Origin of the sequence: Mucilaginibacter celer, from assembly GCF_003576455.2 — a bacterium.
GTDB lineage: Bacteria > Bacteroidota > Bacteroidia > Sphingobacteriales > Sphingobacteriaceae > Mucilaginibacter > Mucilaginibacter celer.
In genome coordinates this window covers 1433088-1457166 of the sequence record NZ_CP032869.1, presented here as the reverse complement: position 1 = coordinate 1457166, position 24079 = coordinate 1433088, and the positions used below count along the sequence as shown (strand labels likewise).

The 24079-nt window shown below is 44.7% G+C and carries 12 protein-coding genes; 4 read left to right on the top strand and 8 right to left on the bottom strand.

Going from position 1 to position 24079, the window contains the following annotated elements:
* Positions 1-424: 424 nt before the first annotated feature.
* From mnmA to HYN43_RS05830, 4 genes are all read left to right on the top strand, one after another.
* Positions 425-1513, top strand: coding sequence for a tRNA 2-thiouridine(34) synthase MnmA (gene mnmA, locus HYN43_RS05845; protein WP_119408560.1), 1089 nt, complete (start codon positions 425-427; stop codon positions 1511-1513).
* Positions 1514-1754: 241 nt separating this feature from the next.
* Positions 1755-4148 carry a type I DNA topoisomerase gene (gene topA, locus HYN43_RS05840; RefSeq protein ID WP_119408559.1) on the top strand — a complete coding sequence of 798 codons (2394 nt, stop codon included), beginning with the start codon at positions 1755-1757 and terminating at the stop codon, positions 4146-4148.
* Between the two features lie 103 nt (positions 4149-4251).
* Positions 4252-4656, top strand: a complete 405-nt coding sequence (locus tag HYN43_RS05835) for a hypothetical protein (protein WP_119408558.1) — start codon at positions 4252-4254, stop codon at positions 4654-4656.
* Between the two features lie 66 nt (positions 4657-4722).
* Entirely contained in the window at positions 4723-10335 is a 5613-nt protein-coding gene (locus HYN43_RS05830) for an alpha-2-macroglobulin family protein (RefSeq protein WP_119408557.1), read from the top strand.
* Positions 10336-10360: 25 nt separating this feature from the next.
* On the opposite strand, the gene HYN43_RS30195 is transcribed toward HYN43_RS05830, so the two are convergent.
* From HYN43_RS30195 to HYN43_RS05795, 8 genes are all read right to left on the bottom strand, one after another.
* The gene (locus tag HYN43_RS30195) at positions 10361-10498 is read right to left on the bottom strand and encodes a hypothetical protein (protein WP_162996331.1); all 138 of its coding nucleotides are present in this window, start codon (positions 10496-10498) and stop codon (positions 10361-10363) included.
* A gap of 395 nt (positions 10499-10893) precedes the next feature.
* Positions 10894-11499 (bottom strand): porin family protein, encoded by a 606-nt coding sequence (locus tag HYN43_RS05825; RefSeq protein WP_119408556.1) that lies wholly within the window; start codon positions 11497-11499, stop codon positions 10894-10896.
* 165 nt (positions 11500-11664) lie between these two features.
* Positions 11665-13095 carry a TolC family protein gene (locus HYN43_RS05820; RefSeq protein WP_119409270.1) on the bottom strand — a complete coding sequence of 477 codons (1431 nt, stop codon included), beginning with the start codon at positions 13093-13095 and terminating at the stop codon, positions 11665-11667.
* 13 nt (positions 13096-13108) lie between these two features.
* Positions 13109-13786: an ABC transporter ATP-binding protein gene (locus tag HYN43_RS05815; RefSeq protein ID WP_119408555.1), complete on the bottom strand. Its 678-nt coding sequence runs from the start codon at positions 13784-13786 to the stop codon at positions 13109-13111.
* A gap of 410 nt (positions 13787-14196) precedes the next feature.
* Positions 14197-16599 carry an ABC transporter permease gene (locus tag HYN43_RS05810; RefSeq protein ID WP_119408554.1) on the bottom strand — a complete coding sequence of 801 codons (2403 nt, stop codon included), beginning with the start codon at positions 16597-16599 and terminating at the stop codon, positions 14197-14199.
* An 81-nt stretch (positions 16600-16680) separates the two neighbouring features.
* Positions 16681-19077 carry an ABC transporter permease gene (locus HYN43_RS05805; RefSeq protein WP_119408553.1) on the bottom strand — a complete coding sequence of 799 codons (2397 nt, stop codon included), beginning with the start codon at positions 19075-19077 and terminating at the stop codon, positions 16681-16683.
* An 80-nt stretch (positions 19078-19157) separates the two neighbouring features.
* Positions 19158-21536: an ABC transporter permease gene (locus HYN43_RS05800; RefSeq protein ID WP_119408552.1), complete on the bottom strand. Its 2379-nt coding sequence runs from the start codon at positions 21534-21536 to the stop codon at positions 19158-19160.
* A 126-nt stretch (positions 21537-21662) separates the two neighbouring features.
* A complete protein-coding gene (locus HYN43_RS05795) occupies positions 21663-24050 on the bottom strand; it encodes an ABC transporter permease (RefSeq protein ID WP_119408551.1) in 2388 nt (795 codons plus the stop codon).
* Positions 24051-24079 lie beyond the last annotated feature (29 nt).

Genomic DNA, 24079 nt, shown 5'->3' with positions numbered 1-24079 from the left:
CATTTTTTGATTTTGGTGTACCCTTTACACCTCCGTTTAATGTAACATTTATAGCGAAAAATATAACTTCAGCGCAGATTTTTATCATTTAAAAACGACGGGATTTTACGCGTATATTTTACCATCTGTTACACTAACATGCGTACTTTCGCACACCCTCGATGTTTAATTATTATAGGTTATTAATATAATGTTAAGCTTATTGCGGTTTAAACATTTAAAACACATTAACAAAACATCAATAAAACAACACACTATTCCTTAATACCGACTCCCGGTATCACGTTAAATAATAACCACAAAACTTTGATTTATAGTTAACTTAACTTCCGGCTAATTGAAAAAAGTACAGCAACTTACATTTTACCCTAACCTGACCAAGCATGGCTTAACATAAAATACAAATAGGTATCTTTGCAAAATTATGAGTAAGCACGGTAGGATCTTAGTGGCAATGAGTGGTGGCGTTGATAGTTCGGTAGCGGCAGTGATGCTGCATGAGCAGGGCTATGAGGTTATTGGGTTAACCATGAAAACCTGGGACTATGCCTCATCGGGCGGGAGCTCGAAAGAAACCGGTTGCTGCAGCCTTGATAGCATCAATGATGCCCGCGCCCTTGCGGTGGGTTATGGCTTCCCTCATTATATTTTAGATATCCGTAACGAGTTTGGCGATTTTGTGATAGATAACTTTGTTGATGAATATCTGGCTGGCCGTACCCCTAACCCGTGCGTACTATGTAACACCCACATTAAATGGGAGGCTTTGCTGAAACGTGCCGATAAATTGGATTGCGAATTTATAGCCACCGGTCACTACGCCAACATCCGTTTACAGGATAATGGCCGTTACGTGATCTCGAAAGGTAAAGACGAAAACAAAGATCAATCATACGTGCTTTGGGGTGTATCGCAAAAAAACCTTGCGCGCACCAAATTCCCATTAGGCAGCTTCTCAAAACCCGAGATCAGGCAGATGGCTTTGGATATGGGACAGATTGAACTTGCAGGCAAAAGCGAAAGCTACGAGATTTGCTTTGTACCCGATAATGATTACCGCGCCTTTTTAAGGCACAAGGTTGAAGACCTGGACGAACGTGTTGGTCCCGGTAATTTTGTGCTTACAGATGGTCGCGTAGTTGGTAAACACCAGGGGTATCCTTTTTATACCATTGGCCAGCGTAAAGGATTGGGCGTAGCATTAGGCCACCCTATGTTTGTAACCCGCATCGATCCACATACCAACACCGTGGTTTTAGGCACTGCCGAAGAGCTTGAACGCAAACAAGCCTGGGTAAAAAACCTCAACCTCATTAAATACGAAACTATAACTGAGCCGCTTGAGGCCATTACCAAAATACGTTATAAAGATGCCGGTGCGCAGAGCACTATTTTACAAATGGGCGAGCACATGAAAGTTGATTTTCATCATAACGTTTCGGGCATTGCCCCGGGCCAGTCGGCTGTGTTTTATGAAGGAAATGATTTGCTGGGCGGCGGTTTCCTGATGTAATCATTTTGTTAAATAAAAGGTTGTAGGGTTTTAAGCCTGAAATGTTTGTTTCGGTAAGATATTAGCATTTCAGTTTAAAAAATTACAACTTTTTCATTTTTAATTCTTCTTCAAAGCAAACTTTGCAATATTTTAACACTCAAACCTTGCAACTTTGCAACACCTCAAATTAAATCAATTAAAAAACAAATTGGTGTTTCGGTTACTTTATGTTTTATTTGCAAAAACTAACACTGTTTAAATGGCCAAAAACTTACTTATAGTTGAATCACCGGCGAAAGCGAAGACCATTGAAGGGTATCTTGGTAAAGACTTTACGGTAAAGTCGAGCTACGGGCATATCCGCGATCTGGTTAAATCGGAAGACGCTATAGACATAGCTAATAACTTTAAACAAAAGTACGAGGTACCTGCCGATAAGAAGCAGGTAGTAAGCGAATTAAAGAAGTTAGCTAAGGAAGCCGAGATGGTTTGGCTCGCATCCGATGAGGACCGCGAGGGAGAGGCCATTTCGTGGCATTTATACGAAACTCTTGATCTGAAAGAGGTAAGCACCAAACGCATCGTTTTTCATGAGATCACCAAACCGGCCATTTTAAAAGCGATAGATACCCCGCGCAAAATAGATTACAACCTGGTTAATGCCCAGCAGGCCCGCCGTGTTTTAGACAGGCTGGTGGGTTTTGAGCTTTCGCCCGTTTTATGGAAAAAGGTTAAACCATCACTATCTGCCGGCCGTGTACAATCGGTAGCGGTACGTTTGATAGTTGACAGGGAGCGCGAGATCAATAAATTTAAATCGGAAGCGGCATTTAAAATTGTAGCCATATTTGGTAAAGGCAAAGAGGCTTTTAAAGCCGAGTTGCCCGAACGTTTTACCAAACAGGAAGATGCCGAAAAGTTTTTGCAGGATTGCATAGCGGCCAATTTCGATGTAAAATCGTTAGATACCCGCCCAACAAAACGCTCACCGGCTGCGCCGTTCACTACCTCAACCCTGCAACAGGAAGCCAGCCGCAAACTTGGCTATTCGGTTGCACGTACCATGCAGGTAGCGCAGCGTTTGTACGAATCCGGTTATATCACCTATATGCGTACCGACTCGGTAAACCTGTCGGAGCTTGCCTTAAATTCGGCCGCCAGCGAGATTGTATCCGCCTACGGCGAAAAATATCATCAGCAAAGAAGATATAAAACCAAAAATGCAAGCGCCCAGGAAGCTCACGAAGCAATCAGGCCTACGTATTTTAACAACCATACTATCGACGGCGAATCGGCCGAGAAACGCCTGTACGAACTGATCTGGAAGCGGGCCATCGCTTCGCAGATGAGTGAAGCACAGTTTGAGAAAACCACCGCAAAAATCAGCATCTCAACACGCAGTGAAGATTTGGTTGCCAATGGTGAAGTGATGAAATTTGATGGCTTCCTGAAAGTGTACCTCGAATCGAACGATGATGAGGACGATACACAGCAAGACGGTGAAAATACCATGCTCCCTCCCCTAACCCAGGGCCAGCGCCTCGCCTTGCAGGAAATATCGGCTACCGAACGTTTTTCGCGCCCGCCTGCCCGCTATACCGAGGCAAGTTTGGTAAAAAAGCTGGAAGAGCTGGGTATCGGTCGCCCGTCTACCTACGCTCCTACCATTTCAACGGTTCAAAACCGTGGGTACGTGGTTAAAGAAGAGCGTGAGGGTAAACAGCGCAATTTTAGGGTAATGACGCTGAAAGCTGGCGAAATTGTTAAAGAAACCCGTACCGAAAATACCGGTGCCGAGCGCGGTAAGCTTTTCCCTACCGATATTGGCGCTGTGGTAAACGATTTTTTGGTACAATACTTTAAAGATATTGTTGATTTTAACTTCACGGCCAGCGTTGAAAAACAATTTGACGAGATAGCCCAGGGCATGAAAGAGTGGACTGATATGCTCCACGATTTTTATAACCCCTTCCATAAAGAAGTTGAAAGCACTATCGAAAAAGCCGATAAAGCCACCGGTGAGCGCGAATTAGGCATTCACCCCGAAAATGGCAAGAAGGTTTCGGTACGTATAGGCAGGTTCGGGCCCTTTGTTCAGGTAGGCGAAAGCGCTTCTGATGAGAATGAAGAAAAACCACTTTATGCAAGTTTACGCAGCGGGCAAAGTATCGAAACCATCTCGCTGGAAGAAGCCCTCGAACTATTTAAACTACCAAAAGTGGTTGGGGAGTACGAAGGCAAGGTAATGAAAGTGGCCATCGGCCGTTTTGGCCCGTACATCAGCCATAACAGCGCTTTTGTGTCCCTGCCAAAAGAGATCGACCCGCATGATGTAACCGAGCAGCAGGCCATCGAACTGATTGAAGCCAAACGTAAAAAAGATGCCGAAAAGCTCATTAAAGCTTTTGATGAAGATCCAGATGTTAAAGTACTGAACGGCCGCTGGGGACCATATATTGAATTTGGTAAGCTGAACGTTAAGATACCAAAGGATAAAGACCCCAAAACGCTTACTTACGAAGAATGTAAAGCTTTAGCTGATGCCACTCCTAAGGATGCTAAAAAAGGCCGCTTCGGCAAAACCGCGGCAGCAGCCAAACCAGCCGCAGCGAAGGCTCCTGCCAAGAAAAAGGCACCGGCTAAGAAGAAGTAAGTGATTGGTTGATTGGGTTGATTAGGTTAATGGTTTTTAAAAAGCAGAACCACTCACTCAATCAACTTAATCAACCACTCACCATTTATAATCAACCAAACTAATGAAAAAAGACCTGCCCGAAAATGATGTAAAGGATATCGCAGTAGCGGTAGCACTGGAAAGTGAGAGTGTGGAAAGTAAGGTATGGTATGTGTACCTCATCAACCTAAAAAATGAGCCTATCGAAAATGTGCTTATTACCTCCAAAGGCTATGGTGAACAGCATGGCCAGCAGGTAAAAACCTCAACCCTGCGCCACATGATGCCCGCTGTTGAAGGGAATGCCTATAAGCTTATCGAACCTATTGATGAGCAAACTTTTGGCTTAAATAATGAATATTGGGTAAGCTATTACATAGGTAAAGAGATCTTCGACAAAAAATTCATTTTCCTGCCTGAGAGCATCGTAGAGATGAATTTTATCAAAATTCCGGTTTTAAACAAGCCCGGGGTGATGATAAAATAATTTTCGGCAAAGCTTATTTATTGTCATAAATTGTCTAATTTTCATGACAATAAATAAGCCTAACCCATGGAAAACGGATACAGTCAATTCCGCAAACGCCGCACCTTAATTACCGTAATTTCAACTGTTGCATTAGCTTCACTTATCGTATACCTCGTTTTTGCGGGTCATAGGAAAACCCTTGTCGATCCAGCTTTCAGCAAGTATATCGAGTCGTACACCACAGGTGTTGTCTCTAAACACAGTCCCATTATTATAAAGCTTGCCAGCGATGTGCAGGTAACACACCGGCAGGATGAAGAGATCCGGGATGAGATCTTTAATTTCTCACCATCAGTAAAGGGGAAGGCTTTTTGGGTTGATACCCGCACCATCGAATTCCGCCCGGATGAAAAACTCGAGGCCGGAACAAATTATACTGCCGATTTTAAGCTGAGCAAGCTGATTGACGTGCCCAGCCATTTTGAACATTTTAAGTTCAGTTTCCAGGTTATTCAACCCGATTTTACCGTTTCATTTATCGGCCAGCAAACCGCAAGCAATACCTCTACCACCGAAATGAAGCTTACCGGCGATATACAAACTGCCGATGGCGAAACGCCGGCAGAGGTAGACAAGATCATCTCACTAAATTATGCCTCGCCGGTAAAAATTAACTGGGAACATGATGCAGCTCATAAAAACCATCACTTTACCATCACCGGCCTCACCAGGCTGGCCGGCAAAGCCAATCCACTTACTGTAAACTGGGACGGCAGCAGCATTGGCGTGGATAAAAAAGGCACCCAAAACTTCGATGTGCCTGCCATAGGCGATTTTAAAGTGCTGAACATCCGGGCTGTGCAAGAAAACGACCAGTATGTTGAAGTTCAGTTTTCGGATAATATTATGGTTGGGCAGGAACTTAACGGGCTGATAGGCATTAACAACGTTGCCGATCCGGCTTACAGCATCGACGGCAGCCTTGTTAAGGTTTACGCTGCCGAACGTATGCAGGGTAATTACAGCGTATTTGTACACGAAGGGATTAAAAACATCCAGGGAAAACGTATCACCAAAGGCTACACCGGTAATGTGTTTTTTGAAAACCGCCTGCCTGCGGTAAATATCCCCGGCAAAGGCGTGATTTTACCTGATTCGGGCAAGATCACTATGCCGTTTGAAGCCGTTAACCTTAATGCTGTGGATGTTACCATTATCAAAATTTTTGAAAATAACGTACCTCAGTATTTTCAAAGCAACGGCTTTGATGGCAGCACCGAACTAAGGCAGGTTGCAAGGCCTATCGTGCAAAAAACCATCCGCCTGGATGTGGATAAAGGCCTCGACCTTACCAAAAAGAACCGTTTTATGCTGGATATCGACCAGATGGTGCGCACCGAGCCGGGTGCCATTTACCGGGTGATTATTGGTTTCAGGCAATCATACTCTTTATTTAATTGTAAGCTCCATAGCGGTAAGGCGCGTAACGATAACGGCGAGGAGGTAGATGAGGAAGACGGGGGCTATGATTACGATTACAGCAACAACCGCTCGCAGGTGAGCGATGAAGACGACGAGTTTTGGCAAAAGTACGACAATTACTATACCGAGGGTTTCAACTGGCAAGACCGTGACGATGCCTGTACCCCATCGTACTACAATAAGCATCGCTGGGCTACCCGCAACATCATTGCCTCCAACATCGGCCTGATAGCCAAACGCGGCAACGACAACAGCATGCTGGTAGCCGTAACCGATATTTTAACCGCCGAACCGATGGATAAGGTGGATGTGGAAATACTGGATTATCAAAAACAGGTGATTTACAAAAACACCACAGATGGCGATGGACTGATAAAATTTGACCTGAAACGCAAACCTTACCTGCTGGTAGCCAAAAAAGGCGCACAGCGCGGTTATCTCAAACTGGATGATGGCAGTTCGCTCCCGCTATCGCGCTTTAACGTTGGCGGCGAGGAAGTACAAAACGGGTTGAAAGGTTTTCTGTATGCCGAGCGTGGCGTTTGGCGCCCCGGCGATTCTATCTATACCTCATTTATTTTAGAGGATAAACAAAAAACCCTCCCGCCAGATCATCCGGTCGAGTTTGAATTGTATGATCCTAATGGCAAGCTTTACAGGCGCATTACCCAAACTAAAGCTTTGGATGGTTTTTACAGCTTCCATACCGGTACAGAAACCTCATCCCCTACCGGCAACTGGACGGCTACTGTAAAAGTTGGCGGCGCTATTTTTAGCAAAAGCATCAAGGTGGAAACCATTATGCCAAACCGGTTAAAGCTTAACCTGTCGTTCGGCGGGGCGGCCGAGTTAACCAAGGGCAACAATGCCAATGGCAAACTGAGTGCACAATGGTTATTTGGCGGGGCGGCACAAAACCTTAAAGCCAAGGTTGATGCCTTTTTATCGGCTCAAAACACCTCGTTTAAACATTATGAAGATTATGTGTTTGACGATCCAACCCTCGCCTTCAACACCCAAATCCAAACCATTTTTGACGGCAGGCTGAACGAAATCGGCACCGCCGATGTGGATGCTAATGTAAATGTAGAGAAGCAGGCCCCGGGGCAACTGCGGGCCAACTTTTTGATAAAAGTATTTGAACCGGGCGGTAATTTCAGCATTAACCAGGTAAGTATGCCTTACAATGTTTACCCGGCTTATGTGGGTATTAAAACACCTAAAGGCAGCGATATGTCGGGCATGCTGGTTACCGATAAAGACCACATGATTGACATAGCCGATGTTGACGTGAACGGCAAAGCCCTGCCCGGTAGCCGCAATGTACAGGTTGAGCTATACAAAGTGCAATGGCGCTGGTGGTGGGATGAAACCGGCGATGAAATGAGCAACTTTACCCAGGATAAATACAACAAACTGATCCGCACCGAAACCGTTAGGCTAACCAACGGTGCCGGCAAATGGAAGCTGCGGATTGATAAAGCCAACTGGGGCCGCTATCTTATCAAGGTAAAGGACGAACAAACCGGCCACTCAACCGGCAAAATTATTTATGTTGATTGGCCAAACTGGTCGGAAAGACTGCAGTCAACCAATCCAACCGAGGCAGCAATGCTGTCGTTCACTTCGGATAAGCAAACTTACAAGGTTGGCGATGAAGCTACTTTAACCATCCCAACCGGCGAGAACGGACGCGCGCTGATCAGTTTTGAAAACGGCAGCAAGGTTTTAAAAACAGCCTGGATAGATACTAAAAAAGCGCAAACACAATACACTTTTACGGTAGATGAAAACATGGCGCCCAATGTTTTTGTAAACGTTACGCTGCTGCAACGCCATTCACAAACGCTGAACGATTTGCCTATCCGCATGTATGGTGCTATACCGTTAACGGTAGAAAATCCCGAAACCATCCTGAAACCGGTCATTAGCATGCCTGATAAGATCAGGCCAGAAACGCAATCGGCCATTACCGTTTCCGAAGCATCGGGCAAGGAAATGACCTATACCGTTGCCATTGTTGATGAAGGTTTGCTCGATCTCACCAATTACAAAACGCCAGATCCGCACGATGCCTTCTACGCCCATGAAGCTTTAGGCGTAAAAACCTGGGACCTGTTTGATTATGTGATCGGCGCTTTTGGCGGTGGCCTGGAGCGCATTTTAAGCATCGGCGGCGACGGTAATCTGGGTAACAATAAAAACGTGCAGGTAAATCGCTTTAAGCCGGTTGTAAAATTCCTGGGGCCATTTCACCTTAATGCCGGCGAAACGCAAACCCAGCGCTTTACCTTACCGCAATACATCGGTTCGGTTAAGGCAATGGTAGTGGCTGGCCATAACGGTGCTTATGGTGTTGCCGAAAAGGCTGTTGCCGTTAAAAAACCTTTGATGATATTGGCTACCCTACCGCGGGTGCTTGGCCCGTCGGAGAGTATCCAGCTTCCGGTTACGGTGTTCGCGATGGAAAGCAATATCAAAAACGTGAGCATACAGGTGCAAAGCAACGCCTTCAGCAACCTAAGCGGCAATAATCAAAAAACGTTGACCTTCGACAAACCGGGCGACCAGATGGTAACCTTTGATTTGAATGTGAAAGATTTTGTTGGCGTAGGCAAAGTGAAAATAATTGCCAAAAGCGGATCGGAAACGGCGGCTTATGACGTTGAGCTTAATGTGCGCAACCCCAACCCGCCAATTACCCGCATCATTCAAAAAGAACTGGCCCCGGGCGAGATCTGGAATACAGCATATCAGCCTGTTGGTATCAACGGTACCAATAAAAACACTTTGGAGGTTGCCTATATCCCGCCGCTGAACTTATCAAAACGGTTGGATTACCTGATCGAATACCCACATGGTTGTGTGGAACAAACCACATCATCGGCATTCCCGCAACTGTATTTAAACCAGTTGCTCGATCTGTCGCCAAAACAACGCGGCGAGATTGACCGGAACATCAAGGCCACCATTAACAGGCTTAACGGCTTCCAGGTACAGGGCGGCGGTTTAAGCTACTGGCCGGATGAAGGCGAACCAAACGAATGGGGCACCAACTACGCAGGCCATTTTATGTTGGTTGCGCAAAGCAGGGGCTACAGCATGCCGCTTGGTTTTATTGACCGCTGGAAAAAATTCCAGAAACAACGTGCACAAAACTGGGTACCACGCAAAGAACCTTACTATTACGAAGATGATTTGACACAGGCCTACCGTTTATACCTGCTCGCCTTAGCCAACTCGGCCGAACTGGGTGCTATGAACCGCCTGCGCGAGTTTCCGTTGCTGAGCGATGCCGCCAAATGGCAGTTGGCCGCCGCCTACAAACTTGCAGGCAAACCCGAAGTTGGCTTGCAAATGATAGCAGGATTGCCAACCACGGTTAAACCATACAACAGCCTGTGGGGCACTTTCGGCTCAGATTTGAGGGACGAGAGTATGATACTGGAAACCCTAAACCTGCTTGGCCGGAAACAAAAAGCAGCAGACCAGGTTAACACCGTTGCAGCCCGCTTATCGCAGGATGATTGGTATAGCACCCAAACCACCGCCTACTCGCTGATGGCGCTGGCCCAGTTTTACGGGCAGAACAAGCCGTCGGGCAAAATGCAATTCAGCTATCAATCGGGTAGTGCAAAAGGGAACATCAGCAGCAGCTCCTGCGTATGGCAAGGTGCCCTTGGCGCAAACGGCGGTAATATCTACCTAAAAAACAGCAGCAGTAACAAACTATATATCAGGTTAATACAAAAAGGTCAACCTTCATCAGGCCAGGATGTAACTACCAACATCAATCCGGATGTGTTGGAGTTGCGCGTGGGCTATTTTACGCTGAACGGCAAACCGATTGATCCGTCAACCTTAAAACAAGGTACCGATTTTGTGGCCCAGGTAAACGTAAAAAATCCGGGCAAACGCGGCAGGTACGAAAACCTGGCGCTTACCCAGATCTTCCCATCAGGCTGGGAGATCCTGAACAGCCGGATGCTTAACGACGAGGCGTTCAAATCGTCGGCATCTAATTATCGGGATATCCGCGACGATAGGGTGAATACTTATTTTGGTTTATACGAGGGACAGGAATCAACGTTTTATGTAATGCTGAATGCGGCCTATACCGGAAAGTATTACCTGCCGGCAGTGTATTGCGAGGCGATGTATAATAACCAGATCAGCGGGTTGTTGAAAGGGCAATGGGTTGAGGTGGTGAAGTAGGTTAGCGCATTATAAATGATACAAGTCATGCTGATGAGTAAGTGAAAGCAATTGTCTCTGAAGGAGATATGATATTTATCCCTGTCATCCTGAGAAACGAAGGATCTTCTTCGCCCTGTATAGCCGCTATGCTTATTGTAGAAGATGCTTCGTGCCTCAGCATGACAACGTGTTTTTAACATATCATGGGTAACATGTTGCCCATAGCTTAATAAAAATGGGGGTCATGCTGAGCCCGTCGAAGCATGGTGGGCAGGCCTCTGCGCGATCCTTCGACAGGCTCAGGGTTGACAGGCCTCCCCCGCTCAATGTCGTATAATCTTCAAAGGCGTTCTTGCGCTCGTTTTTAACGAGTGCTTAATGTGGGTTGGCGATTGCATCACCCGCGTTTACGTTACAAACGTAAACCCATTTTAAGCACTCGTTTGGAAACGAGCGCAAGTGGTTAAATAGTTAAACTTCTTTACGCTTCTTCGCCTTTGCGTACTTAAATCACATCAAACAAAAAAAGACCAACCTCAACGGCTGGTCTTTTCCATATCGTATAAAACTAAAATCTTACAACGAGAACAGTTTATAAGCCACCGCCAAGCTGAATAAGCTTACACGGGTATGCGAGTTATCATTGCCATAAGCAATTTTATTTAAACCACCTTCGTAACGCAAATCGATAGAAAGGCTGCTGATATCGATACCCGCACCTACCTGTAAAGCGTAGTTGGCATCTTTATATTTTAAACGGGCTGCTTCGGCTGTAGCACCTGATAGGCTTTGATCTTTGTTAACAGTGAATGACAATACTGGCCCTCCGTAAAATCTGCCTCCAATCCCCAAAGCGCCTACCTTACCGCCCAACAATAAAGGTACATCAACGCTTGTAAAATTTGCCTTTGCGGTACCCATTCCGTCATCTGTTTTAACAGTTACATTTTTCCCTGTAACGTATAACTCCGGCTGAAAAATAAAGCCTAACCCACCAATCCTTGCCCATGCACCCGCCTGGTAGCCTGCTTTGTTATCATTATTAAAAATACCGTTAGATGGGAAGGTTGAATAGTTTAAACCGCCTTTCAAACCGAAAGAGAAACTTGGAATTACCTGAGCCCGGCTGATGCCCACAGATAACAGCATAATTGCAAAAGAAAGTAAAATTGTTTTTTTCATTTTTCTTAGGATTAGTAGTTGATATATAGGCAATTTAAGCCCTGGTTTAAAATTAGAAATATCCGGTTAAAACTTTAAACCACTATACGGATATAAAGTTTTAACCGGATATATTAACTGATAATCTGCGATAAAAGTATAACTTTTTTACAAATCCAAAAGCTTTTACAATGCTAATTTGCCCTGGTAGTAATCTAATATTTTGTTGTAGATATAGCAATCGTACCTGGCATTGATCAGGTTGATGCGCGCCCTGTCGAGGTTGTTTTTGGCAACAACGTAATCTACCGATGTTAATACACCTGCATTGAAACGGATCTCGGCGGTACGGAACGATTCGGCGTACGATTTAACCTGGTCTACCAGTACAGCATACTTATCGTAGGCCGAGGTCATGTTCAGGTAAGCTGTTTCAACGTTTTGTTTTAGCTTAATTTTGGTATTTTCTTCGATGTATTTGTAGTTCAGCAGGTCGATTTTGGCTTTAGCTACTTTGTTATGATTTTGGAAGTAATTTAAGATCGGGATCCTAAGGCTTACACCAAACTGGGTGCTGTAGTTGTTTTTAAACTGATCGTAATAACCAATGTCTTTGTTAACGTAATTAGCCTGATTGGTTAAAACGGATTGCTTACCATTCGGCGTATTGATATAACCACCGGTGTTAACCACTGATGAATCTTTAAACACCGAGGTTTGCGCCGCGCTTGAGTAGTTGGTATATAAACCACCGTATAAGCTTATGTTTGGCAATAAAGCTCCCTTAGCTACGCTCACCGCTTTTTCGGCACTTTGCCGGCGAAGGGTAGCCGCCTTAACCAAGGCCAGTTCCTGCAGGGCTGTTTCATAGATCTGATCGGACGACAGGGCGCTTTGTTTGGCTACATCCTGTGCATTAATAGGCTGCAATACAAAATTTTTACTGTACGGGATATTCAAGATCTGCATCAGGCTCAGTTTGGCATTTTCCAGCGCGCTGTTAGCGTTCACTACGTTCAGCTTGTTATCACCTAAAGTACCTTGTAAATCGTACAGATCCGACGGTAATTTATTGGCACCATCTTTTTCGAGGATGGTTAGGCGCTCCACCTGTTTGGCCGATACATCTACCTGGTTTTTAACGGCCGCCAATAGTTCGGTATTATCAAGCACCAACAAATAAGCGGTGATTACATTAATAGTAACCAGGTCTTTTGCCTGCTGCAGATCCATTTTACCGGCCTGGTAAGCTAACGAGGTTTGTTTGATAGCATTTACGTTTTGCAAACCACCAAACAAAGTAAGGTTTGATTCGAGGCTGTAATTGCCATAAGTTAATGATTGGTTTACATAAGCATTGGTAAACGGGTTAATGTTACGACCGTTGTTAATACCATGGTTTACGTTGCCGTTTAGCGTAGGCAGCATATTTTCTTTAGCCTGGTTAAAATCAATCCGGGCGCTTTGTGCTTTCAGCTCGCTTTGCTTAACATCAAGGTTGTTTTTTATGGCGATGTCGATGCATTTTTGCAGGGTGTAGGTAGAATCTGATTGCGCGTTGGCTTTTGCCGACGATAACGCAACCAAACCAAAAAGTATAAATTTATAGTATCGCATTTTATTATTGAGTTCAGAGTTTTCTTGATGAATCGATCCTGCCATCCAGCAAATCGATAATGCGCGAACCGTATTCGGCATTTTTTTCGGAGTGGGTAACCTGTATAATGGTCACGCCGTCTTCCTTATTCAGCTTACGGAACAGCTCCATGATCTCCTCCCCTTGTTTTGAGTTGAGGTTACCTGTGGGCTCATCGGCAAGTAATAATTTTGGTTTGGCAATCAGGGCACGGGCTATGCCTACCAGTTGTTGCTGGCCGCCCGATAATTGTGCAGGGAACAAATCTTTTTTACCTACGATGCTGAAACGATCTAACATATCGGCCACCATGGCTTTACGCTCGGCGCTTTTAAAATCCTGGTAAATAAGCGGGGTTTCGATGTTTTCGTAAACGGTAAGCTCATCAATTAAATGATAAGCCTGGAAAACGAAACCGATGTATTGTTTGTATAAAGCCGAACGCTGTTTTTCTTTAAGCTGATGCACCGCATGGCCCTCAAAGTAATGGTAACCATCTGATGGTTCGTCGAGCATCCCGATAATATTCAACAGGGTTGATTTACCTGATCCTGAAGGTCCCATGATCGAAATAAATTCGCCTTCGTCCACCTCAAGGCTCAGATCGTTCAGGATGATATTTTTGTTGCCTCCTACCTGGAAATACTTTGAAATATGCTGCAGTGATAACATTTTTAATTATTGAATTAGCTTGTTAGTAAATAAATGAGTTAAACAATAATACTCATCATTTCGCGATTAACATATCAATAACATACCAAAGTTATATCTAACTAAAAATCAACACATTAAATGATTTTAGCAAATTATTACTGTTCGCTTATGTAACAGAATGCGTACGGTTATGATACAGTGGTGGTTTAGTGATTGGAGGTAGGTGGTAGTGATTGGAGGTTAGAGATTGGAGATCAGTTGCGTAAAAAACAAACGTCATTGCGAGGAACGAAGCAATCGCGAACTATACAGGGCGGATTTGCATGGCCGCTCTGCCTATCGGGGATTGCTTCGTTCCTCGCAATGACGCTTTAATATCTTCGGAGCAATAGATTCCGTCGTGCTAACTAATCTCTAATCACCAGCCTCTAATCTCCAGAGCGCAGGCTTTTCACCGGATTAGCCAGCGCTGCTTTTAAGGATTGCACGCTAACGGTAATAAATGCCACCAGCACAGCCACAGCCCCTGCGGCAACAAATACCCAAAGCTGGATGCTGATTTTGTAGGCAAAATCCTGTAACCAACGATGCATGGCATACCATGCTATTGGCGATGCGATAATAACCGAGATAACCACCAGTTTCAGGAAATCGCCCGAAACTAACCTTACAATGCTAAATACACTTGCACCCAATACTTTACGCACACCTACTTCTTTTACCCTTTGTTTGGTAGAGAATACTGCCAGGCCGAATAAACCGAGGCAGGAGATGAATATGGTAACCAATGTAAAGGCTGTTAATATCGAGCCTGTACGCTGTTCTGATTTGTACATATCGTCAAATTCCTGGTCGAGGAAGTGATATTCAAAAGGTGTTGCCGGGTTAAAGGCGCTCCATTTTGCTTTTACGGCGGTAATGGTTTGCGGGAGATGATTGCCGGATGTTTTGATCAATATCTTGCCAAAATAATCTTCAGTAAACATCACTATCGGAGTTATTTCCTGGTGTACCGAAGCGAAGTTGAAGTTTTGTACAACACCCCTCACTTCACCTGTCCTACCATTAAGGCCGATGTGTTTACCTATCGCTTCATTTGGTTTCCAGCCTAAGGCATTAGCGGCTTTCTCGTTAATGATAAAGCCATAGCTGCGTTGGTTTTGGTCGGCTGTTACCGAGTTTTGCTCATCGGCATTGGTAAAATCGATACCTTCAAGCAGTTTAATGCCGAGGGTTTTCAGGAAATTGCGTTCAACCGGGAGGGCGGTTACCGATAGGTTGTAGTCGCTGTTTTTGCCGTCTGCTTTGTTGATGCTGTAGCCGCCATGCACATCCACCGGCGAATCGTACGAGGCCGTGGCGTTCAATACGCCCGGTAATTGCTGTACTTCATTATTAAACGTTTTAACCTCGTTTAATGATTTGCCGCCGATGTCCAGCACCATTACCTGCGAACGGTTGATGCCGATATTAAGGTGTTGGATAAATTGTAACTGGCTGCCTGCAATAACCGTACAGATCATGAAAAACACCGATACCACAAACTGAAATATCACCAGCGAGCGGCGCAGGTTCCGGCCTCCGGATGTATTGGTAAGCTTTCCTTTTAAAGTAACGATAGGATTAAATGCCGACAGGTACAGTGAGGGATAAGTGCCCGCCAAAAATGTCACTACGATAAACAAACCAACCGAAGCCAAAACCAGCCACGAAATATCCCAGGTTTGAAAACTTAATTGCTGCCCCGAAAAATCGCTGAACCATTTAAAGCTGATATCGGCCAAAAACAAACCACCGATCAACGACACAAGAGTAATCATGGCCGATTCGGTAATAAACTGCGTAAACAACTGGCCGCGGGCCGCGCCCATCACCTTCCTTACCCCTATTTCGTGGCCACGCTCGATAGATTTAGCTGTTACCAGGTTAAGGAAGTTAACACAAGCCAGCAGCAACAAAATAACCGCTACCGCGCCTAAAATGTAAATGTATTTGATATTGCCGGATGCTGTAAGCGGATAGGTTGCCTGCGATTTAAGGTGAACATCAGTTAAAGGCTCAAGCGTGAACCACATTTTATGCCCCTGTTTAAAATCGTCTTTAAACATATCGGCAACATACGCGTTCATCTTTTTTTCAACCGAAGTAGCATTTGTTCCTGGCCTCAACAGCAGGTACGAATAATCATTTGCCGAATCCCATTTACGGGTTTTAGCATGCTCGGTAAATGCCGCCGAGCCCATCATATCAAACTTAATCTGCGAATATTCGGGCACATCCTCTACCACGCCGGTAACCATCAGGTTTTGCTTGTTGTTCACCTTCAAAATTTTACCCATGGCATCTTCATTGCCAAAATATTTTTTTGCGGTGGAGGCCGTTATCACTACCGAGGCAGGATTAGTTAAAGCAGTGGCGGCATTTCCGCTCAAAAATTTAAAACTGAAAATCCTGAAAAATGGCTCGTCGGCCAGCAGAAACCGTTTTTCATTAAATAGCTTATCCTTGTATTGAACGGGATTGTTATACCATATAATACGTACGCCCTCCTCAATCTCCTGCAATTGCTGTTTAAATACAGGCACCGGGGCCGTTGGCGTTACCGATACCGATTTAGCTTCGGCATCATCCGACGATTTATAATTGTAAGCCACACGCACAATACGATCAGCATTTTTATGAAACCTGTCGTATCGCAACTCATTTAACAAATAGGTGGCCAATAGTATAAAGCAGCCAATACCAACCGCCAAACCTGCAATACTTATTAACGAAGTAACCTTATTGATAACCAGGTTACGCCATGCTGTTTTTATATAATTTTTAATCATAGTTCAATGGTTCATTTGTTCAATGGTTCATTGGTACTCATTAGCTTTGAGGCCAACTAATCTCTAAACTCCAACCTCTAATCACTCGGAACGCAGACTTTTAACCGGGTTAGCTACCGCGGCTTTAATGGCCTGGAAACTTACCGTTGCAAAGGCAATAAGCAGCGAAACCAGGCCGGCAATGCCGAATACCCACCAGCTGATATCAATGCGGTAGGCAAAATCCTGCAACCACCTGCTCATCCCGTAAAACGCGATAGGCCATGCTATTACATTAGCTATCAGCACCAGTTTTACAAAATGCCCCGAAAGCAGCAGCACGATATTTTGTACCGAAGCGCCAAGCACTTTGCGTACGCCAATTTCTTTAACCCGTTTTTCGGCGGAGTAAGACGCAAGGCCGAATAAGCCCAGGCAAGATATGATGATAATCAGTCCCGCCAAAATACTTACTACGGTGCTTACCTGGTTATCAACGCTGTAAACTTCGTTAAAATGATCGTCCAAAAACTGGTATTCGAAAGGCACACCCGGAAACTGCTTCATCCAGGTAGCCTGTATAAAGGCCACTGCTTCCTTAGCCCTGGCACCGTTAATTTTAACCGACATCTGGCTGAAACCTTTTCCGTTTACCAAAAACAGGGTTTCAATTTTATAATGCAGGGAGTTAAAGTTAAAATCTTTGGCGATACCCGTAATCACTCCCAACGAATCAAAACCAAAGCGTTGGCCCAACAATGATTCCATATTTTTACCTTTATGATCTTTCAGCAGTTCCTTAGCCAGCGCTTCGTTAATAATATACTGCTTCCAAACAGCCGAGGTATCTTTAGAGAAATTATTGCCCATCGCCAGTTTAATCTTATACAGATCGAGGTAGTTATTATCAACCACCAGCAAGGTTGAAGTAAGCTGGCGTAATGGCGAATCGCCCAGTTTAAAAGAAATGCCGGTTTGGTCAAGATGGCTACCCAAAATATCCTGCGAGGCGGTAACGCCTTGTACCAGGGTATTTGATTGTAATTCCTGCTTAAACAGATCGTATTTATTTTGTGGGATGAGGCTTAACGGCACATTCACAATCTGATCGCGGTTAAAACCGGGATCTTTTTTCTGCATAAAATTGAGCTGTTTGATCACAAACACCGTAGCAATCATCAAAATCACCGCGCTGGTAAACTGCCCAACTACCAAAATATTACGCAACGGCACTTTATTTCCCCCTACGGAAGCAAACGCTCCCTTCAAAACTTTAACTGGCTGGAAGGATGATAGAAACAAAGCGGGGTAAATACCCGATACAATACCAACCAACACGGTGCTTATTAATATCAAACCGATAAGCATCCGGTTATCGTGCAGCGGCAAACTGATGTCCCGCTGGCTTAAGCTATTGATAAAAGGGATAGCAAAAGTTACAAGCACACAGGCAAATATCAAAGCTATCAACGATAACAGCACCGTTTCACCCAAAAACTGCATAGCCAGTTGAAAGCGGCCTGCACCAATGGATTTACGTACGCCTACCTCCTTAGCCCGCTCGGACGAGCGCGCGGTTGAAAGGTTTATGAAATTAATACAGGCTATCACCAGCACAATAATGCCTATTACTGTAAACAGGTTGGTGATATGTTTATCAAACTTTTGATAATTGATATAATCCAACCCGATATCGGCCGAGTTGGCATGCACATCTTTCAGAGATAAAAGGAAAAGCTCATAATTTTTTGAGCCGCCCTTGCCCCGGTATTTTTCAAGATAAGCCGGAAACTTCTTTTCTAAAGCCGCTACGTTTGTACCCGGAGCAAGTTCAAGGTAAGTATTGAGCCAGTTGCCGCCCCAGTTGGTAAACATCCACGGTTTATAAATGCTGCTGAACGAAAACAGGCAATCAAACTGCAATTGCGAATTTTTAGGGGTATTGTCCAATATGCCGGTAACCGCATAGCTTATGGTATCCTGCCCGTAATTGGTAATGGTTTTGCCCATAGGGTCTTCATTACCAAAGATGCGTTTGGCAGCATCTTCGGTTAGCAACACGCTGCGCGGCCTAAGTAAGGCAGTTTCCCTGTCGCCCCGGATGAGCTTAAAATCAAACATTTTTAAAAACATCGAATCAACAAAAAATACCTGCGGCATGTATACCCGCTTCATACCGTAATTAAGTGGAAATTTTTGCTGCCAGCGCACACGGGTAAAGTTTTTTATTTCGGGGAAGTCGGCCTTTAAAGTGGGCCCCATCGGAAACATGGATAAAGCCACTTTTTGCGATGCGCCCATTCCCTCAAACTTCTGCACCTCGTTTAAACGGTATATGTTTTTGGCGTGCAGGTTATCGAAACTTTTTTCATAGCTCACAAAAAGCACAATAACAATACAGGCCGCCATCCCCACGGCAAGGCCAAAAATGTTAATAGCCGAAAAAACCTTGCTTTTCCAGATGTTCCGCCACGCGGTTTTGAAATAATTTTTTATCATGATTGGTTCATTAGTTCAATTGTTCATTAGTGTGGTGGCTGGGGATCTGCAAGGCCTAACCTCCAATCTCTAACCTCTAATCACTCCGACCGCAAACTTTTAACCGGATTAGCCAACGCTGCCGCAGTAGCCCTATACCCTACCGTAATCCATGCGATAACGAACGTTGACAGGATCGACATCACAAATATTTCGGGCCCAATACTGATGCGGTATTGAAAATCTTTTAAATAATTGTGCATTGCCCACCAGGCCAGCGGCGCGGCTATTACAAAAGCAATAAGCAACAAGATGCTGAATTCCTTGCCAAACAGCCACAAAATGCTGCTGATATTGGCACCCAGCACCTTGCGCACGCCAATCTCTTTAGTTTTGCGCACAGCCATAAATGATACCAGGCCATATAAACCAAGGCAACCGATAATGATGGCTATACCGGCAAAGGCTTCTATCAGGTTTAGCAGTATGTTATCCATCTCATAAAAACGGGCTATGCTATCATCCAGAAACTGGTACGAATACAACTCCTCAGGAAAGGTTTGGTTCCAGATCTTGTCCAGTGCTGCCAGTGTTTCTTTCGAGTTGCGCATATCCATTTTTACCGCAATGCTGTAATAGCCCTGGTAGTTAGGCATGATACAGATAGGCGCGATTTCGGTATGGAAAGAGTAATTATAAAAATCTTTCACAACGCCAACAATCGTTCCTTTGTATGACCGGCCGTTAACAGCCATTGTTTTACCGATCACGTCCTGCGGCTTCATGCTTAGCTTTTTAACAAAAGTTTCGTTCACCAGAAATTCTTTTACCGAATCGCCTTTGAAATAATTTCTGCCCGCAACCAGTTTTAAACCGAACGTGGAGAGGTAATTTTCGTCGGCCTGTTTAGTGTTAATGCTCCAATGCTCATCTTCAGGGCGGTTATTGAACTGGATGCCGGTGTTGCTGTTTGAACGCGATGCAGGCGGATTATAGCAATAGGTAACATTTTCCACGCCTTTAATCTCATTGAATCGGTTACGCATGGTGCTCATCTTCATGTTATCGTTTTGTGGCAGCGGTAACACCACTATCGCCTTTTTGTTAAAGCCCAGATCGGCGTTTTGCGAATAGTGCAGCTGCGATACCACGATGATGGTACCGATAATCAGCACCTGCGATATGGTGAACTGAGTAACCACCAACACCCTGCGTAACGAAAACCCGCCAACATCCCTTTGGGTCAGTTTACTTTTTAAAGCCTGGATAGGTTGAAACCTTGCCAGTACCAAACCGGGATACGATCCTGATAAAAACACAACAGCTATAGCTATCAGCACAATAAACAGCGTTAACTGCGGCCAGTTAAATGCCATTTGCGAATGGAACAGATTGTTTAATGGGTTGAGCGCCAACTCGGCCAAACCAAGGGCCACACCTACTGCTATGAAGCTGATTATAGCCGTTTCGGCAATAAACTGCCAGAATAGTTGTACCGGCAAACTCCCCAGCACTTTACGCACGCCAACCTCTTTTGAGCGGTTGAGGGCCTGCGCGGTGGCCAGGTTTACAAAGTTTACACAAGCGGTGATAATCAGAAACAGGCCGATGAAAAACAGTGCCCACAGATATTTTTTATCAGCATAGCCCCCTAATTCCCTGTCGAAGTGCATCTCGGCGATGGGCTGCAGTTTAAAACGCCATACCTGCAAATCGCGGCCGGTGTAGTTTTTCTTCACCAGTTGCAGCATGCCTTTTTCGGCTTGTTCTCTTGTGATACCCTTTTTTAGTAAAGTATAAGCCTGGGAGCCGCTGTATACACCACCCCAGTTATTTTCACGGTCCTTACCGCCATACTCGTCCATACTGCTGTAGGATACATAGATCTCAGAACGGCGGTCTGTATTATTTGGCAGATTTTTAAGCACACCGGTAACCGTAAAATTCACCTTGTTATCCAGGCGGAAAACTTTGCCTATCGGGTTATCATTACCGAAATATTTATGGGCAATTTTCTCGGTGATAACAGCCTCATTGGGATGAGCCAGTATAGTTTTGCTGTCGCCTTTCAGCAATGGAAAATTAAGAATGCTGAAGTAATCCGGCTCTGCAAAAGAAACACCGTTATCTTCGCCAAATTTTTTAACATCATTCCCTTTGGTTATAGTGATCAGCGTTTGGTTAAAATCAATTACCCGCGCAGTTTTTTCACTATAGGCTAAATCAGTACGATAGCCTTTGGCCAGTGGCTGAGGTACGGCCCCTACCCGGCTTACATCCTCGTCATGAAACTCGGTATAAAAACGGTAGATCCTGTCTTTATTTTGGTGAAAGGTATCAAAGCTAAGGTGATAGGTAATCAGCGTGAAGATCAATATCCCGCAGGCCATCCCCAAGGCTAAACCAATAACACTGATACTTGCATAAGCCTTGTTACGAACCAAATTTCGCCAGGCAATTTTTATATAATTTTTTATCATATTCTTCGATCATTATGTCATTAGATCATTGAGTCATTTTATTTTGCCATTCCGTCATCTGGTCATTTTTAATTTGCCCCTTGCAACAATGACTTAATGGCGCGCAGCAAATGACTCAATGACAATTTATTCCGAACGCAAACTCTTCACCGGGTTTGTCAACGCCGCCTTTATCGCCTGGAAACTGATAGTAACCAGCGTAATAACTATCGCTGCTACGGCCGAAAGCACAAACACTCCCGGACCAATAGTAATACGATATTCATATTTCTGCAGCCAACCCTTCAAAAAGTAAAAGGCTACCGGCGTTGCTATTACACAGCTTAACATTACCAGTAAAATAAACTCTTTTGATAACAGCAGCCACACCTGCGCAATTGAGGCACCCAATACTTTGCGGATCCCGATCTCTTTGGTGCGCTGCTCGGCTACGTAAGCTGCCAGGCCAAACAGGCCAAGGCAGGAGATAAAAATAGCCAGCCCGGCAAATACCCCGGCCAGTTTACCAACCAATGCTTCAAGGCTGAATTTGCGGTTGTATTCTTCATCAATAAACTTATAAATGAAAGGATAAGCCGGGTTATACGTATCAAAGATCTTTCCTATTTTTTTAAGGGCATCCTGTGTATTTACATTGGGCGCAAGGCGGTACATAATATTGTTGCCGCCCCTGCCATGGTTAAATATGGTAGGCCTAACCGGCGTAAAAGGCGATTCCATCAAGGCATCTTTTACAACGCCTATTATTTTTACTTTGCCTAAAAAGCTGTAGTTTATTTCCTGATTGAGCGGATTTTTCAGACCCATACGTTTAGCCGCGGCTTCGTTAATTATTACGCTTGCACTATCGGTAGCCCAGGTATCGGCAAAATCACGTCCCTCCTTCAGGGTAATACCCAATGTTTTAAAGTAACTTGGCGATACGGAGATGGCACCTACGTTTATCCCCATTTCGCCGGCATTTTTACCCGGCCAGTTATCCACGCCGGCATGACTATAAATATCGGTAACAGGACTCGATGCCGAAGCTACGCTTTCAACCATTCCTCCGGCAATCAAATCGTTTCGTAAGGCGCTGTAATTACGTTCAAGATCGCCGCTCATATCAGTAACTACCAATCGCTCGGCACTATAACCTGTAGGGCGGTTTTTGGCGTGTTGAATTTGCTGGTAAACGATAACGGTGCTTATAATTAACGCTACCGAACAGCTAAACTGCGCCACTACCAAAATTTTGCGTGGCAGTGAGGCTGCTTTACCCACTTTGATAGTTCCCTTTAAAACCTGCACCGGATTAAATGAAGAAAGATAAAATGCCGGCCTGCTGCCTGCCAGTAAACCGGCAAATAAAACGTAGGCTATCATCAACACCCAAAACCAAACATTGCTGTAAGGTATGCTGATGGCGCTGCCAACTATCTCATTAAACGATGGTACCGCCAACTGCACCAAAACCACCGATAAAATAAATGCGATAAAAGTGATCAATACCGATTCGGCCAGGAACTGGGCAATCAAATCGCTCCGTTGCGAACCTATGGCTTTGCGTACCCCAACTTCGCGTGCACGCTTTTCTGAGCGTGCGGTAGACAGGTTCATGAAATTGATACAGGCAATCAACAGCACCAAAATGCCTATCACGCTAAACATCCGCACATAATCAATAAAACCGCCAACGGCTTTACCGTTTTTAAAATCATTATACAGGTGCCATTTTTTTAGCGGATGAATAATCACTTCGGGCTTAGCCGGGCGCATTTGTTCGCTGTGGTTATATACGATGTTTTTAATTTTTGGCGCTATCTGCTCCATAGTTACACCGGGTTGCAGCTCCAAAAACATGTTGAACGAGTTATTGATCCACATGGTGCGGGCACCTTTCATCCAGTCTTCGGTGGCTTCTTTAAAGCTAAATGGCGTTAAAAAGCTGAATTGTATGGTAGCATTTTTAGGAATATCCTTAATAACACCGGTTACCTTAAGGCTTTCATGGTTATCATAACGAACCACTTTATTGATAGGATCAGCATCGCCAAACAGTGCCTTAGCGGTCGATTCATTCAGGATGATAGAATTTGGCTGGGTAAATACATCTTTGGCATTACCTTTTACGAAAGGATATTTAAAAATCTGCAAAAAATCGGGATTTGCGGCGCCGCCTGCAACGTAAAACTTTTTATCGCCCACCAGCAAATCGTGCCATTGCATGCCTACCCAATCGGTTTCGGCAACACGTTTAATACCGGGAATTTCCTTACGGAGCACCTCGGCCAGCGGCAGTGAAACAGCCGCCTGGGTATGTTCACCATCGTGCTGGGTAGTAAAATGTTGTTCAACCTGGTATAGTTGCTCATAATTGGGCAAAAATCTGTCGTACGAGTACTCGTTGACAACCCAAAGCCCAATCATCAGCGCCACCGCCATCCCCGCGGCAAGCCCCAGAATATTAATAGCGCTGTAAACCTTATTGTTAAGGATATTGCGCCAGGCGATTTTCAGGTAATTCTTTATCATCTTTTATATCATTAGGTCATTTACTTCGT

Coding starts and splice junctions, on each gene's coding strand:
- HYN43_RS05800 (WP_119408552.1), bottom strand. CDS start 21,536: ATGATAAAAAATTATATAAAAATTGCCTGGCGAAATTTGGTTCGTAAC.
- HYN43_RS30195 (WP_162996331.1), bottom strand. CDS start 10,498: ATGCTGAGGCACGAAGCATCTTCTACAATAAGCATAGCGGCTATACAG.
- topA (WP_119408559.1), top strand. CDS start 1,755: ATGGCCAAAAACTTACTTATAGTTGAATCACCGGCGAAAGCGAAGACC.
- HYN43_RS05830 (WP_119408557.1), top strand. CDS start 4,723: ATGGAAAACGGATACAGTCAATTCCGCAAACGCCGCACCTTAATTACC.
- HYN43_RS05810 (WP_119408554.1), bottom strand. CDS start 16,599: ATGATTAAAAATTATATAAAAACAGCATGGCGTAACCTGGTTATCAAT.
- HYN43_RS05835 (WP_119408558.1), top strand. CDS start 4,252: ATGAAAAAAGACCTGCCCGAAAATGATGTAAAGGATATCGCAGTAGCG.
- HYN43_RS05805 (WP_119408553.1), bottom strand. CDS start 19,077: ATGATAAAAAATTATTTCAAAACCGCGTGGCGGAACATCTGGAAAAGC.
- HYN43_RS05820 (WP_119409270.1), bottom strand. CDS start 13,095: ATGCGATACTATAAATTTATACTTTTTGGTTTGGTTGCGTTATCGTCG.
- HYN43_RS05815 (WP_119408555.1), bottom strand. CDS start 13,786: ATGTTATCACTGCAGCATATTTCAAAGTATTTCCAGGTAGGAGGCAAC.
- HYN43_RS05795 (WP_119408551.1), bottom strand. CDS start 24,050: ATGATAAAGAATTACCTGAAAATCGCCTGGCGCAATATCCTTAACAAT.
- mnmA (WP_119408560.1), top strand. CDS start 425: ATGAGTAAGCACGGTAGGATCTTAGTGGCAATGAGTGGTGGCGTTGAT.
- HYN43_RS05825 (WP_119408556.1), bottom strand. CDS start 11,499: ATGAAAAAAACAATTTTACTTTCTTTTGCAATTATGCTGTTATCTGTG.